Annotated in this window: 12 protein-coding genes; all 12 read left to right on the top strand. The window is 52.0% G+C overall.

From position 1 onward, the window contains the following. Window positions 1–88 precede the first annotated feature (88 nt). The gene (gene ravA / locus WCC56_RS05890; RefSeq protein ID WP_424691499.1) at window positions 89–1,585 is read left to right on the top strand and encodes an ATPase RavA; all 1,497 of its coding nucleotides are present in this window, start codon (window positions 89–91) and stop codon (window positions 1,583–1,585) included. Then, window positions 1,582–3,042, top strand: a complete 1,461-nt coding sequence (viaA, locus tag WCC56_RS05895) for an ATPase RavA stimulator ViaA (RefSeq protein ID WP_424691477.1) — start codon at window positions 1,582–1,584, stop codon at window positions 3,040–3,042. Before ravA ends, viaA begins: the two co-directional genes overlap by 4 nt. An 83-nt stretch (window positions 3,043–3,125) precedes the next feature. Then, a complete protein-coding gene (gene ovoA / locus WCC56_RS05900; RefSeq protein WP_424691478.1) occupies window positions 3,126–5,270 on the top strand; it encodes a 5-histidylcysteine sulfoxide synthase in 2,145 nt (714 codons plus the stop codon). A gap of 119 nt (window positions 5,271–5,389) precedes the next feature. Beyond that, entirely contained in the window at window positions 5,390–5,851 is a 462-nt protein-coding gene (asnC, locus tag WCC56_RS05905) for a transcriptional regulator AsnC (protein WP_424691479.1), read from the top strand. 261 nt (window positions 5,852–6,112) lie between these two features. Then, a complete protein-coding gene (gene mioC / locus WCC56_RS05910; RefSeq protein ID WP_424691480.1) occupies window positions 6,113–6,556 on the top strand; it encodes an FMN-binding protein MioC in 444 nt (147 codons plus the stop codon). Between the two features lie 460 nt (window positions 6,557–7,016). Then, window positions 7,017–8,906, top strand: a complete 1,890-nt coding sequence (gene mnmG / locus WCC56_RS05915) for a tRNA uridine-5-carboxymethylaminomethyl(34) synthesis enzyme MnmG (protein ID WP_424691481.1) — start codon at window positions 7,017–7,019, stop codon at window positions 8,904–8,906. 108 nt (window positions 8,907–9,014) lie between these two features. After that, window positions 9,015–9,635: a 16S rRNA (guanine(527)-N(7))-methyltransferase RsmG gene (gene rsmG / locus WCC56_RS05920; RefSeq protein ID WP_424691482.1), complete on the top strand. Its 621-nt coding sequence runs from the start codon at window positions 9,015–9,017 to the stop codon at window positions 9,633–9,635. An 841-nt stretch (window positions 9,636–10,476) separates the two neighbouring features. Then, complete coding sequence (gene atpI, locus WCC56_RS05925) at window positions 10,477–10,857, top strand: F0F1 ATP synthase subunit I (protein ID WP_424691483.1); 381 nt, start codon at window positions 10,477–10,479, stop codon at window positions 10,855–10,857. Window positions 10,858–10,865: 8 nt separating this feature from the next. After that, a complete protein-coding gene (gene atpB / locus WCC56_RS05930; protein WP_424691484.1) occupies window positions 10,866–11,681 on the top strand; it encodes a F0F1 ATP synthase subunit A in 816 nt (271 codons plus the stop codon). A 49-nt stretch (window positions 11,682–11,730) separates the two neighbouring features. Next, a complete protein-coding gene (gene atpE, locus WCC56_RS05935; protein WP_003849523.1) occupies window positions 11,731–11,970 on the top strand; it encodes a F0F1 ATP synthase subunit C in 240 nt (79 codons plus the stop codon). A gap of 103 nt (window positions 11,971–12,073) precedes the next feature. Next, window positions 12,074–12,544 carry a F0F1 ATP synthase subunit B gene (gene atpF / locus WCC56_RS05940; RefSeq protein ID WP_013204591.1) on the top strand — a complete coding sequence of 157 codons (471 nt, stop codon included), beginning with the start codon at window positions 12,074–12,076 and terminating at the stop codon, window positions 12,542–12,544. Between the two features lie 14 nt (window positions 12,545–12,558). After that, window positions 12,559–13,092 (top strand): F0F1 ATP synthase subunit delta, encoded by a 534-nt coding sequence (gene atpH / locus WCC56_RS05945; RefSeq protein ID WP_424691485.1) that lies wholly within the window; start codon window positions 12,559–12,561, stop codon window positions 13,090–13,092. Window positions 13,093–13,094: the final 2 nt, after the last annotated feature.

Consider the following 13,094-nt stretch of genomic DNA (forward strand, 5'->3'; position numbering starts at 1 on the left):
TCAACTCTTTCAAGCATCATAGCCAGTAGTGTTTGCGCTCGCCAGTCACCCTGCTGGCCAGACCGTAGAAAAGGATGAATGTTTGAATATGCCCCAGCCCCATTTACTTGCGGAAAGAATCGCCCGCCTCAGCAATGCATTAGAAAAGGGACTTTATGAGCGGCACCACGCGATTCGCCTCTGCCTGTTGGCTGCGCTGAGCGGCGAAAGCGTCTTTTTACTGGGCCCGCCGGGCATTGCCAAGAGTCTGATTGCCCGCCGCCTCAAGTACGCTTTTCAACATTCCCGCGCCTTTGAATACCTGATGACCCGCTTTTCCACGCCGGAAGAAGTGTTTGGCCCTCTCTCTATTCAGGCACTAAAAGACGAAGGTCGCTACCAGCGTCTGACCAAAGGCTATCTGCCAGATGCCGAAATCGTGTTCCTGGATGAAATCTGGAAAGCGGGTCCGGCGATCCTCAATACCTTGCTGACAGCCATCAACGAACGTCGTTTCCGCAACGGTGACAGCGAAGAAAAAATCCCAATGCGTTTGCTGGTTACCGCGTCGAACGAGCTGCCAGAAGCTGACAGCGGGCTGGAAGCGCTGTATGACCGCATGTTGATTCGCCTGTGGCTGGATAACGTGCATGAGAAGCAAAACTTTCGCAGCATGCTCACCCACCAGCAGGATGAAACCCTCAACCCAGTGGCAGACTCCCTGTGCATCACAGATGAAGAGTATAGCGAATGGCAGAAAGGCATTGCTCAGGTCTCGCTGACTGACGATGTCTTTGAACTGATCTTCCTGCTGCGCCAGCAGATGGAAAACCAGCCCGAAGCGCCTTATATCTCCGATCGCCGCTGGAAAAAAGCCCTCCATTTACTGCAAGCCTGCGCGTTTTACAGCGGGCGTAACAGCATTGCTCCGGTCGATCTGATCCTGCTGAAAGATTGCCTGTGGCATGACGTTTCCTCAATGAAACTGCTGGATCGGGAAATCGATAACCTGATCACTCAGCAGGCCTGGCAGCAGCAGCCGATGCTGATTAAATTGCAACAAATAGCGTCACGCCGGTTGGCGTTACAGCAGGAAAAAAGCGTGGAGCAGGCGATCCGCCTGGAGAAACACGGCGGGATGTTCAGCCGCAAGCCTCATTACGAACTGCCAGCCAGCCTGGCGGAGGACTCCCTGACGCTGATGCTGCAAAAACCGCTGATGCTGCACGATATGCAGGTGACTCACGTAGTGATAGCACGCGAACCGCTGCATCACTGGCTGCAAAAAAGCGGCGATATTCGAGGCAAGCTTAATGGGATTGGCTTTGCACAGACGCTGGATCTGCATGTAGACGGCAACGACTGCCTGACGCTGCGGGATGTCAGTCTGCAATCCACCCGATTGATGCTGCCGGGTAAACAACAGGCCAGCGGGCTGCCGGAAGAGATTGTGCAGGCGCTGGACGAAGTGGACACGCTACTGCGCAGTCAGCGCACGCTGTTCAGCCAGCATCAGCGTTGCCTGTTTATCAGCGATGACTGGTTAGCAAAAATCGAAGAAAGCCTGCAGCAAGTTGCCGATCAGTTGAAGCAGGCGCGCCGGTGATTTCGTTAGATACGCTGAGCGCACTTCTGACGATCAGCGAAGGTGATCTGCTCGAAGAGTTAGTTATCGCCCTGCTCGCCAGCCCACAGCTGGCGCTTTTTTTTGAAAAATTCCCCGGCATGAAGAAAGCGCTGCTGCGCGATCTCCCGCGCTGGAAGACAGAAGTCCTGGAGCAGCTGAAAACCACTTCAGTGCCGGAAGATCTGGCGGCAGAATTTGCGCTTTTCCAGCAGTTTCAGGGTTTTAGTCATACTCAGTTTTGCCAGAAACTCCCTGAACTGCTGGCTTACCTCACCGAACATCACTCTCCCTTTGGCGAAAAAGCCCAGCAACTGGTGGATAATGCCGATCTCGCCGCTATCAGCCAGGCCCAGCAGACCCTGTTTTTGCAGCGCTGGCGATTAAGTCTGACGCTGCAAACACTGACGCTGAATCAGCAACTGCTGGATCAGGAGCGAGAAAAGCTGCTGGCTGAGCTTCAGCAGCGTTTGGCAATGAGCGGCCAGCTGGCGGAGGTTTTGTCTGACAATGATGAAGCCGCTGCAGGCAGGCTGTGGGATTTGACTAAAACGCCGCTGCAACGGGGCGATTATCAGCTGATCGTTGAGTACGGCGACTTCCTGGCGCAACAGCCGGCCCTGCTGAAGCTGGCTGAACAACTGGGTCGCAGCAAAGAAGCGAAAGCGGTGCCGACAGAAGATGCCCCGCTGGAAGAGTTTCATCAGCTGGTTCGTGAGCCTGAAAGCGTGCCGGAAGAGGTCAGTGGCCTGCATCAAAGCGACGACATTCTGCGCCTGCTGCCCCCCGAACTGGTCACCCTTGGCATCAGTGAGCTTGAAATAGAGTTCTACCGTCGGCTGGTGGAGAAAAGGCTGTTGACCTATCGCCTGCAGGGCGAAGGCTGGCACGACAAAGTCACGCTCAGGCCGGTCAGTCATCAGCATCATGACCAACAGCCACGTGGACCTTTCATCGTCTGTGTGGACACCTCTGGCTCAATGGGCGGCTTCAACGAACGTTGCGCCAAGGCATTTTGCCTGGCCTTACTGAAAGTGGCGCTGGCAGATAACCGGCGTTGCTACATTATGCTGTTCGCCCATGAAGTGGTGGCCTATGAACTGACGGCTGGCGATGGCATCGCTCAGGCTATTCGCTTCCTCAGCCAGCGTTTCCGAGGCGGTACCGATCTGGCTGCCTGCCTGGATTCCGTTTTGCTGAAGCTGGCCACGCCAGTGTGGAACGATGCCGATGCGGTGATCATCTCCGATTTTATTGCCCAGCGCCTGCCTGAAGAGCTGGTCAAAAGAATTAAACAGCACCAGCTGAAACAGCAGCAGCGCTTTCATGCCGTTGCGCTGTCCGATCATGGAAAACCCGGCATCATGCGAATTTTCGACCATATCTGGCGCTTTGATACCGGCCTTAAAAGTCGCCTGCTGCGTCGCTGGCAGCGCTAGTTCTCCCTGAGACACAATCTGGAAATGCTTATTTGCTATAGTCATGTGTACGCTTTAGCCAACAGGCAGATTGGGAGCATTACGTGACAGCAAAACAACAAGACACCGCATCAGGATTACCAGCACCTACCCGCACACTGCTTTTGAGCGGTGGCAGCATTGACCAAAAGCGTCAGGAAATTCTCGAGTACTTCAATCAGACCTGGTCTCTGTATGAGAGCCTGTTTGACTGCCTTGCCGATGAAAAAGCTTATTACACCAAGGCGATCTCCCTGCGCCATCCGCTGATCTTCTATTATGGCCATACCGCCACGTTCTATATCAATAAAATGATGGCTGGCGGGCTACTGGATAACCGCGTAGATGACAGCATCGAAGCGATGATGGCGATCGGCGTAGATGAGATGAGCTGGGACGATCTGGATACCAGCAACTATCAGTGGCCGACCGTAGCGGAACTGCGCGACTATCGCGGCAAAGTCCGTTCACTTATCGAAAACTTCATTAAAGAGATGCCGCTTGCCTTACCGATTGGCTGGGACAGCCCAGCCTGGGTGATCCTGATGGGCATTGAGCACGAGCGCATCCATCTGGAAACCTCCAGCGTGCTGATCCGTCAGTTACCGATTGAGTGGGTGAAACCTCAGGCGCACTGGCCAGCTTGCCCTTCCGCTCGTCATGACCGCAACGCAGTGCCTGAGAACTCGCTGGTGCCCGTTGAAGGCGCAAAGGTCACACAGGGGAAAAGCGACGATACTTACGGCTGGGATAACGAATACGGCACGCTGACCACCGACGTGAAGCCTTTCAAAGCCAGCAAGATGCTGACCAGCAACGCCGAGTTCTTTGAATTTGTCACCGCAGGCGGTTATCAGAACGCCCGCTGGTGGGATGAAGAGGGTCTGGGCTGGCGTGACTTTGCCAAAGCCACTCAGCCGACGTTCTGGGTAGGCTCTGCCACCAAACCTGACGCACTGAAATTGCGCCTGATGGCGGAAGAAGTGGCCATGCCGTGGGACTGGCCAGCAGAAGTGAATCAGCTGGAAGCGGCCGCGTTCTGCCGCTGGAAAGCGAATGAAACGGGACAATCCGTTCAGTTACCCGCAGAGCCTGAGTGGCTGCTGCTGCGTGAGCAGGTGAAAAGCGACCAGACAAACTGGCCCGAAGCGCCGGGCAATCTCAATCTGGCCTGGTGGGCTTCCTCCTGTCCTGTCGATCATTTTGCTCAGGGCGAGTTCTACGATCTGATTGGTAACGTCTGGCAGTGGACCACCACACCAACCAATGGGCTGGAAGGATTCAGGGTTCATCCTTTATATGATGACTTCTCCACGCCGACCTTTGATGGCAAACATGCGCTAATCAAAGGCGGCAGCTGGATTTCTACCGGTAACGAAGCGCTGAAATCCGCTCGTTATGCCTTCCGTCGTCACTTTTTCCAGCATGCAGGCTTCCGCTATGTCGTCTCCACGCACCAGGAAAAACAGATGCTGAACCCGTATGAAACCGACAGCATGGTTTCGCAGTATCTCGACTTCCAGTACGGTCCGGACTACTTCGCCACGCCTAACTACGGCAAAGCGCTGGTCGATATTGCCTGCCAGATGACCGATAAACGCGGTCGCGCGCTGGATATCGGGTGTGCAACAGGCCGCGCCAGCTTTGAACTTGCCCGTCACTTCAGTGAAGTAGTGGGGATGGACTACTCCGCCCGCTTTATTGATGTTGCCATTCAGCTGACCAGCGGCGAAGACTTCCGTTATGTCACGCAGGAAGAAGGCGACCTGGTGGAATACCGTCAGGTGCGTCTGAAAGATTTCGATCTGGGCCCGGAACAGGCCAACCGCATTCAGTTTGTGCAGGGAGATGCCTGTAACCTGAAGCCGCAGCCCGATCGATATGATCTGGTGCTGGCTTCCAACCTGATCGACCGCCTGCGCTACCCTAAACGCTTCCTGCAGGACGTCACGGCAATGATCCGATCTGGTGGCGTGCTGATGCTCTCCTCGCCTTATACCTGGCTGGAGGACTTTACGCCGAAGGAGAACTGGCTTGGTGGCCTCCGCGAGAACGGAGAAGCCCTGACAACCTATCAGGCGTTGCAACGTCTGCTGGCCGTCGATTTCGAAGAGATTGCCGCGCCACAGGATGTGCCTTTCGTCATCCGTGAAACAGCCCGTAAGTATCAGCACACCGTTGCCCAGCTGACAGTGTGGCGTAAGCGATAACCCTCTCCAGCGGGCACGCCCTGTGCCCGCTGTTTATTCCACAATAATATTGCCTGCCTGCTCTCTTTCCTGCACATTATCCTGCTATACACTGAACATTCCTTAACTCAGGAGCCATCATGGCGGATAACCTGCAAATTGACAGTCTCGATCGTGGCATCCTTAATGCGTTAATGGAAAATGCCCGAACCGCCTATGCTGAACTGGCTAAAGTGTTCAACGTCAGTCCGGGCACCATCCACGTTCGAGTAGAGAAAATGAAACAAGCCGGGATTATCAAAGGCACGCGCCTGGAGATTGATCCCAAGCATCTGGGCTATGACGTCTGCTGCTTTATCGGCATCATTTTAAAAAGTGCCCGCGACTATCCCGCTGCGGTAGCAAAACTCGAAGCGCTGGATGAAGTGGTGGAAGCCTGGTACACCACCGGACACTACAGCATCTTCATCAAGGTGATGTGCCGATCGATCGATGCCCTGCAACTGGTGTTGATCAACAAGATCCAGACCATTGATGAAATCCAGTCCACCGAGACCCTTATCTCCCTGCAGAACCCTATTATGCGCACCATCAAGCCCTGATCTGTGCACAAAATTATCCACAGCTGATCCTTTGATTTTTATCCCACAGACATATGCACCGTCGGTGTCGCAGTCAGTTTCGATTTGGCCAGCGCGCAGCTCCCGCAGCAGACTTTAGTCTGTGAGGACAGCGAGCACTGCCCGAATTGAAAATGGCAAGTAAACCAGGTGCCCCTCATAAAACCCCTTTTTTCCACAGGTAGATCCCTGCTTGATCACAGCGTACAATACCCGCCTTTGCCGTACAGGGATCTTCAATAAATGGCTGACATTACGTTAATCACCGGTAGCACCTTAGGCAGCGCTGAATATGTGGCTGAACTTCTGGCGGAGAAGCTGGAGGACGCGGGCTTTTCAACCGAGTTACTTCACGGTCCGGAACTGGAAGAACTCAGCACTGAAGGCACCTGGTTGGTGGTTTGCTCTACTCACGGTGCGGGCGATCTGCCTGACAATCTGCAGCCTTTGTTTGATGAACTGTCAGAGAAGAAGCCCGATCTGTCTCAGCTACGTTACGGTGCAGTGGGAATTGGCAACCGAGAATACGATCTCTTCTGTGGTGCAATAGAGAAGATCGACGAGCTGTTAATCTCCTGTGGCGCTCAACGGATCGGCGATCGTCTGGATATAGATGTGCTGGAACATGAGATCCCTGAGGATCCCGCTGAGGTTTGGGTGGAAAGTTGGAAAAACCTGCTCAAATGAGGATCGCTGGCAGCAGGATCGTGCTGATTTTGGCCGCCAGATCGAAAAAAAGTGGCCAGGTTTTGTAAATATTGTCCCTTTTTGTTCATTTAAGTGGCGATCGTTTGTGTATAACTATGCTTAAAACCCGGTAATAACCGGTTGTTATCCCAAGAACAACTTCACTACTCGCCGGAGCCTGTGGATAAAGTGCCATTTAGATCCCAGCTTATACGCCGTAGGATCACCGATCTTTCACAGCTAACGATCCTTAATAAGATGATGATCGTTATCAGGAAAAAAGGCTTATCCACAGAGATCGTCGATCCTAATAGAAGATCTAACAAAGAGATCTCTAGATAAAAAAGATCTTCTTTTTAATACACACCGGGCAGTGCGCTTTCCCCATCGTCTAAAGTTGAGTAGAATCCACGCCCTGATAACACTCTCCCTAAATCGCACAATCGCGAGGTGCAGTTCCATGTTTTATCCAGATCCTTTTGACGTCATCGTAATCGGTGGTGGTCATGCGGGTACCGAAGCCGCAATGGCGGCTGCCCGTATGGGTCAGCAAACCCTGCTATTAACCCATAACATTGATACGCTTGGACAAATGTCCTGTAACCCGGCGATCGGTGGTATTGGCAAAGGACATCTGGTTAAGGAAGTGGACGCACTTGGCGGGCTGATGGCACATGCCATCGATCAGGCTGGCATACAGTTTAGGATACTAAACGCGAGCAAAGGCCCTGCAGTTCGGGCTACCCGTGCTCAGGCAGACCGCGTGCTGTACCGACAGGCCGTTCGTACTGCGTTAGAGAATCAGCCAAACCTGATGATCTTCCAGCAGGCGGTAGACGATCTTATCGTTGAGAACGGTCGTGTTGTCGGTGCTGTAACCCAGATGGGACTGAAATTCCGTGCTAAGTCTGTTGTTCTGACGGTCGGAACTTTCCTTGATGGCAAAATTCATATCGGACTGGATAACTACAGCGGCGGTCGTGCTGGGGATCCCCCTTCGATCCCTCTGGCTCGTCGTCTGCGTGAACTGCCTTTGCGTGTCAGCCGTCTGAAAACCGGGACACCTCCACGTATCGATGCCAGAACCATTGATTTCAGCGTGCTTGATCCGCAGCACGGTGATACTCCAATGCCGGTCTTCTCGTTCATGGGCAATGTGTCACAGCATCCGCAACAGGTGCCTTGCTATATCACCTACACCAATGAGAATACCCATGATGTGATCCGCAATAACCTGGATCGCAGTCCGATGTATTCTGGCGTGATTGAAGGCATTGGCCCACGCTACTGCCCTTCAATTGAAGACAAAGTGATGCGTTTTGCCGATCGTAACGCACACCAGATCTTCCTGGAGCCGGAAGGCCTGACCAGCAATGAGATTTACCCAAATGGCATCTCTACCAGCCTGCCGTTTGATGTTCAGATCCAGATCGTGCGTTCGATGAAAGGGCTGGAGAATGCGAAGATCGTTCGACCGGGCTATGCCATCGAGTACGATTTCTTCGATCCTCGCGATCTGAAACCTACGCTGGAAAGCAAACATATCCAGGGTCTGTTCTTTGCCGGACAGATCAACGGCACCACCGGTTACGAAGAAGCGGCGGCTCAGGGTCTGCTTGCTGGCATGAATGCCGGTCGCCTGTCTGCTGACAAAGAGACCTGGGCACCGCGTCGCGATCAGGCTTACCTTGGCGTACTGGTTGACGATCTCTGCACGCTTGGTACCAAAGAACCGTACCGCATGTTCACCTCTCGTGCTGAATATCGTCTGATGCTGCGTGAAGACAACGCCGATCTTCGTCTGACAGAAGCGGGTCGTGAACTGGGGCTGGTTGATGATGCTCGCTGGGCTCGCTTCAATGAGAAGCTGGAAAGCATTGAGAAAGAGCGTCAGCGTCTGCGTGATATCTGGGTGCATCCGAAATCTGCAAGCGTGGAAGAAGTGAACACCGTGCTAAGCGCGGCCCTGACCAAGGAAGCCAGCGGAGAAGATCTGCTTCGCCGTCCGGAAATGACCTATCACCAGCTGATGACGCTGAGCACCTTTGCTCCGGCACTGACCGATCCTCAGGCTGCTGAACAGGTTGAGATTCAGGTGAAGTACGAAGGGTACATTGCGCGTCAGCAGGAAGAGATTAATCGCCAGCAGCGCAATGAAAACACCTTGCTCCCGGCAGAACTGGATTATCAACAGGTTAGCGGCCTCTCTAATGAGGTTATTGCCAAGCTCAACGATCACAAACCAGGATCGATTGGCCAGGCCTCCCGTATTTCAGGGATCACGCCAGCAGCCATTTCCATTTTGCTGATCTACCTGAAAAAGCAGGGCTTGCTGCGTAAAAGCGCCTGATTCTTCACTGACAGTCAGCAGGTAAGAGGGGCGGGATTTTTCTCGCCCCTCTTGTATTTGTCAGGCGGGACGAATAAATTCCCCCAAAATCCCTCACAGGACCTCATTGTGATCACTAAACTCACTTCGCTGCTCAAAGCAGCCGCTATTTCTCTGTCCGATCAGCAAAAAAAACAGCTGGTGGGCTATGTTGAGATGCTGAACAAGTGGAATAAAGCCTATAATCTGACGTCGGTACGCGACCCTGAACAGATGCTGATCCGCCACATTATGGACAGCATTGTGGTTGAGCCTCATCTACGAGGCAGCCGCTTTATTGATGTTGGTACCGGCCCAGGCTTACCAGGCGTGCCGTTAGCCATTGTTCGCCCGGAGGCGCATTTCACCCTGCTGGATAGCTTAGGTAAGCGTATACGCTTCCTGAAACAGGTTCAGCATGAACTCAAACTGACGAACATTGAGCCAGTGCAGAGTAGGGTAGAGGACTTTCCAGCCGAACCCCCGTTTGATGGCGTGATTAGTCGGGCGTTTGCGTCTTTGAATGATATGCTCAGCTGGTGCCACCATTTGCCAGGTCAAACGGGCCAGTTTTATGCTCTGAAAGGGGTAGTTCCTGACGACGAACTGGCTTCCTTACCTGCCGGATTTTCTGTTGATCGGGTAGTGAAATTAGCGGTGCCGCAGCTGGAAGGTGAGCGTCATCTGATCGTGGTCAACGTGGCGAAATAAGCAGCAGTTGCGGCTTTTTCAGTCATTCTACCGGGTGCGAAATCGCCGTTTTTGCGGCCAATTATCCCCTAAAAGCTGAATAGGCTTATTGTTTGTAAGTGCTTTATGTTACTGGATTTTAGTTAAGTACAGTGACTATCTTTTGGGGTGACAACATTCGGTGTGTCTGGCGAACCTGGGTGTTGTCTGAAAATGCATCGGTTGAACGATCTCATCGACACTTTTTTCCGCCGCCTGTTGTTTCGACAAGGTTAAAAGTACAGGCTGAAATTATCCGACACGATTAGCAATATTTAACCTTAATTTCACATTTCATTATCATAAGCATCACCTTTCGCCGTCATCATCCTCGCCTGAGTCGTCACACAGGAAAATATATCCCCTTTATAAATCGGCGTGAGTAATGGCTTTAAGGGCAAGAATTAGTTGCCATGAATGTCAATAAGCGCTTTTAATTAACAACAATTGCCATATTTACATTATTTCAAGTTAACTTATTGATTTTTAATTATTTTTATAATTTTGTTTTCACTGGTTTGGGATTAACCCTGAACAGAAGTTAAGCATTAAGTTACTGAAATGTGATCGCACGCACGCTTTATGAGCAAGCTTTGTCGGCTATTGCAGGAAATTTCACTCGGTTTGCTGTTCTTTACAATTTTGAAAAACAGGCCTGTGGAAAGAAATTTAAATAATTGTTCACCTTTTCGCTACTTATCCATTGAAATCGCAGGGGCGCACCGTATAATTTGCTCGTTTTTTGCTGCTTGACTCAAAAGAGCAAAGGCAGTTTTATACGACACGCGACATACCCCTATCGGGGCAGGAGAGTTTCAGCGTCATGTCAGTGTCCCTTTACAGAGTAAAATTTGCCCGAACCGTGCTGATGCTTCAGCTGGTGACCTTCGTCGTAATCGGCGCGTTGTTTGCCCTGAAAGATCTGGCGTGGGGCTTGTCCGCCCTCGCGGGTGGACTGGCGGCCTGGCTGCCAAATATTGTGTTTATGATTTTTGCCTGGCGTCATCAGGCAGGAGATCCAGTGAAAGGGCGCATAGCCTGGACCTTTTTACTGGGTGAGGTACTGAAGGTTCTGGCTACCATTCTCCTGTTAGTGTTGGCGCTGGCAGTATTTGGGGCGGCGTTTACACCGCTCGGACTGACCTGGTTATCGGTGCTGATTGTGCAAATCGTCGCACCGGCTGTAATTAACAACAAAGGGTAAGAGGCATCATGGCTGCAGGAGAAATCTCTACGCCGCAGGAATACATAGGTCATCACCTGAAGAACCTTCAGCTTGATCTGCGTACCTTCGAGCTAGTGAATCCACACGACGCACCGTCGTTCTGGGTACTAAATATCGACTCCATGTTTTTCTCTGTGGTGCTCGGACTGGTGTTTCTGGTGCTGTTTCGTCAAGTTGCGAAATCAGCCACCAGCGGCGTACCGGGTAAAATGCAGGCCGCGATTGAGTTGGTAATTGGTTTTGTCGACGACAACGTCCGCGACATGTATCACGGTAAAAGCAAATTAATCGCACCGCTGGCCCTGACGATTTTCGTCTGGGTGTTCCTGATGAACTTCATGGACCTGCTGCCTATAGACTTCCTGCCGTACATCGGTGAGCACGTCTTAGGTTTGCCAGCGTTGCGTGTGGTGCCTTCTGCAGACGTGAACATCACGCTGTCTATGGCGCTTGGCGTATTTGTTTTGATTCTGTTCTACAGCATCAAGATGAAAGGCATTGGCGGCTTTACGAAAGAGCTGACTCTGCAACCCTTCAATCACCCGATTTTCATTCCGATCAACCTGATTCTGGAAGGTGTGAGCCTGCTGTCCAAACCGGTATCTCTGGGTCTGCGACTGTTCGGAAACATGTATGCGGGTGAATTGATTTTTATCCTGATTGCCGGTCTGTTGCCGTGGTGGTCACAGTGGATCCTGAATGTGCCTTGGGCCATTTTCCACATCCTGATCATTTCGTTGCAGGCTTTCATTTTCATGGTCTTAACGATTGTCTATCTGTCGATGGCATCTGAAGAACATTGATTTTTTACTTAAACTACTGCGTTTTAACTGAAACAAACTGGAGACTGTCATGGAAAACCTGAATATGGATCTGCTGTACATGGCTGCCGCTGTGATGATGGGCTTAGCGGCAATCGGTGCTGCAATCGGTATCGGCATCCTCGGAGGCAAATTCCTGGAAGGCGCTGCGCGTCAACCGGATCTTATCCCTCTGCTGCGTACGCAGTTCTTTGTTGTAATGGGTCTGGTGGATGCAATCCCAATGATCGCTGTTGGTCTGGGTCTGTACGTGATGTTTGCTGTCGCGTAATAACCGATAGTTCATCGCCGGATGTTATGTCAGGTGATGAACGGATTCTTCCGGTTGGCTTGCCAGCCGGAGAAAAAGTTAACTTAACAAGAGGCATTGTGCTGTGAACATTAACGCAACAATCCTCGGCCAGGCTATCGCGTTCATCCTGTTTGTCCTGTTCTGCATGAAGTACGTATGGCCGCCTTTGATGGCCGCTATCGAAAAGCGCCAGAAAGAAGTTGCCGAAGGCCTTGCTTCCGCTGAACGTGCCAAAAAAGATTTGGATCTCGCGCAGGCTAATGCGACCGATCAGCTGAAGAAAGCGAAAGAAGAAGCTCAGGTAATCATCGAACAAGCTAACAAGCGCCGTTCGCAGATCCTGGACGAAGTCAAAGCTGAGGCTGAGCAGGAACGTAACAAGATCGTCACCCAGGCGCAGGCTGAAATTGATGCTGAGCGTAAACGTGCACGTGAAGAGTTGCGGAAGCAAGTCGCGATGCTGGCAATTGCCGGCGCCGAGAAAATCATTGAACGTTCCGTGGATGAAGCTGCTAACAGCGACATCGTTGATAAACTGGTCGCTGAACTGTAAGGAGGAAGGGGCTGATGTCTGATTTTACTACTGTAGCTCGCCCCTACGCCAAAGCAGCTTTTGACTTTGCTGTTGAGCATCAAAGTGTCGAAAGCTGGCAGCAGATGCTGGCGTTCGCTACCGAGGTAGCCAGCAATGAACAGGTAGCAGATCTTCTTTCCGGCGCAACTGCGCCGGAAGCGTTGTCTGCACAGTTCATCGCTATCTGTGGTGATCAACTGGATGAAGCCGGTCAGAACCTTGTTAAGGTCATGGCTGAAAACAAACGTTTACCAGCGCTTCCCGCTGTACTGGCTCAGTTTATCCAACTACGTGCCGCATATGATGCGACCGCGGACGTTGAGGTAATCTCATCCATTACACTGAGTGACGAACAGCTGACCAAAATCAGCGCCGCTATGGAAAAACGTCTGTCACGCAAAGTTAAGCTGAATTGCAAAATCGATAAATCTGTATTGGCAGGCGTAATCATCCGAGCGGGTGATATGGTCATTGACGGCAGCGTACGCGGCCGTCTCGAGCGTCTTACAGACGTCTTGCAGTCTTAAGG

The sequence above is a fragment of the Erwinia sp. genome, from assembly GCF_049696395.1.
Lineage (GTDB): Bacteria > Pseudomonadota > Gammaproteobacteria > Enterobacterales > Enterobacteriaceae > Erwinia.

Bases quoted from the DNA above. Each gene is read 5' to 3' on its own strand.
- atpE (WP_003849523.1), top strand. From the start codon at position 11,731: ATGGAAAACCTGAATATGGATCTGCTGTACATGGCTGCCGCTGTGATG.
- ravA (WP_424691499.1), top strand. From the start codon at position 89: ATGCCCCAGCCCCATTTACTTGCGGAAAGAATCGCCCGCCTCAGCAAT.
- asnC (WP_424691479.1), top strand. From the start codon at position 5,390: ATGGCGGATAACCTGCAAATTGACAGTCTCGATCGTGGCATCCTTAAT.
- mioC (WP_424691480.1), top strand. From the start codon at position 6,113: ATGGCTGACATTACGTTAATCACCGGTAGCACCTTAGGCAGCGCTGAA.
- atpB (WP_424691484.1), top strand. From the start codon at position 10,866: ATGGCTGCAGGAGAAATCTCTACGCCGCAGGAATACATAGGTCATCAC.
- mnmG (WP_424691481.1), top strand. From the start codon at position 7,017: ATGTTTTATCCAGATCCTTTTGACGTCATCGTAATCGGTGGTGGTCAT.
- atpH (WP_424691485.1), top strand. From the start codon at position 12,559: ATGTCTGATTTTACTACTGTAGCTCGCCCCTACGCCAAAGCAGCTTTT.
- atpI (WP_424691483.1), top strand. From the start codon at position 10,477: ATGTCAGTGTCCCTTTACAGAGTAAAATTTGCCCGAACCGTGCTGATG.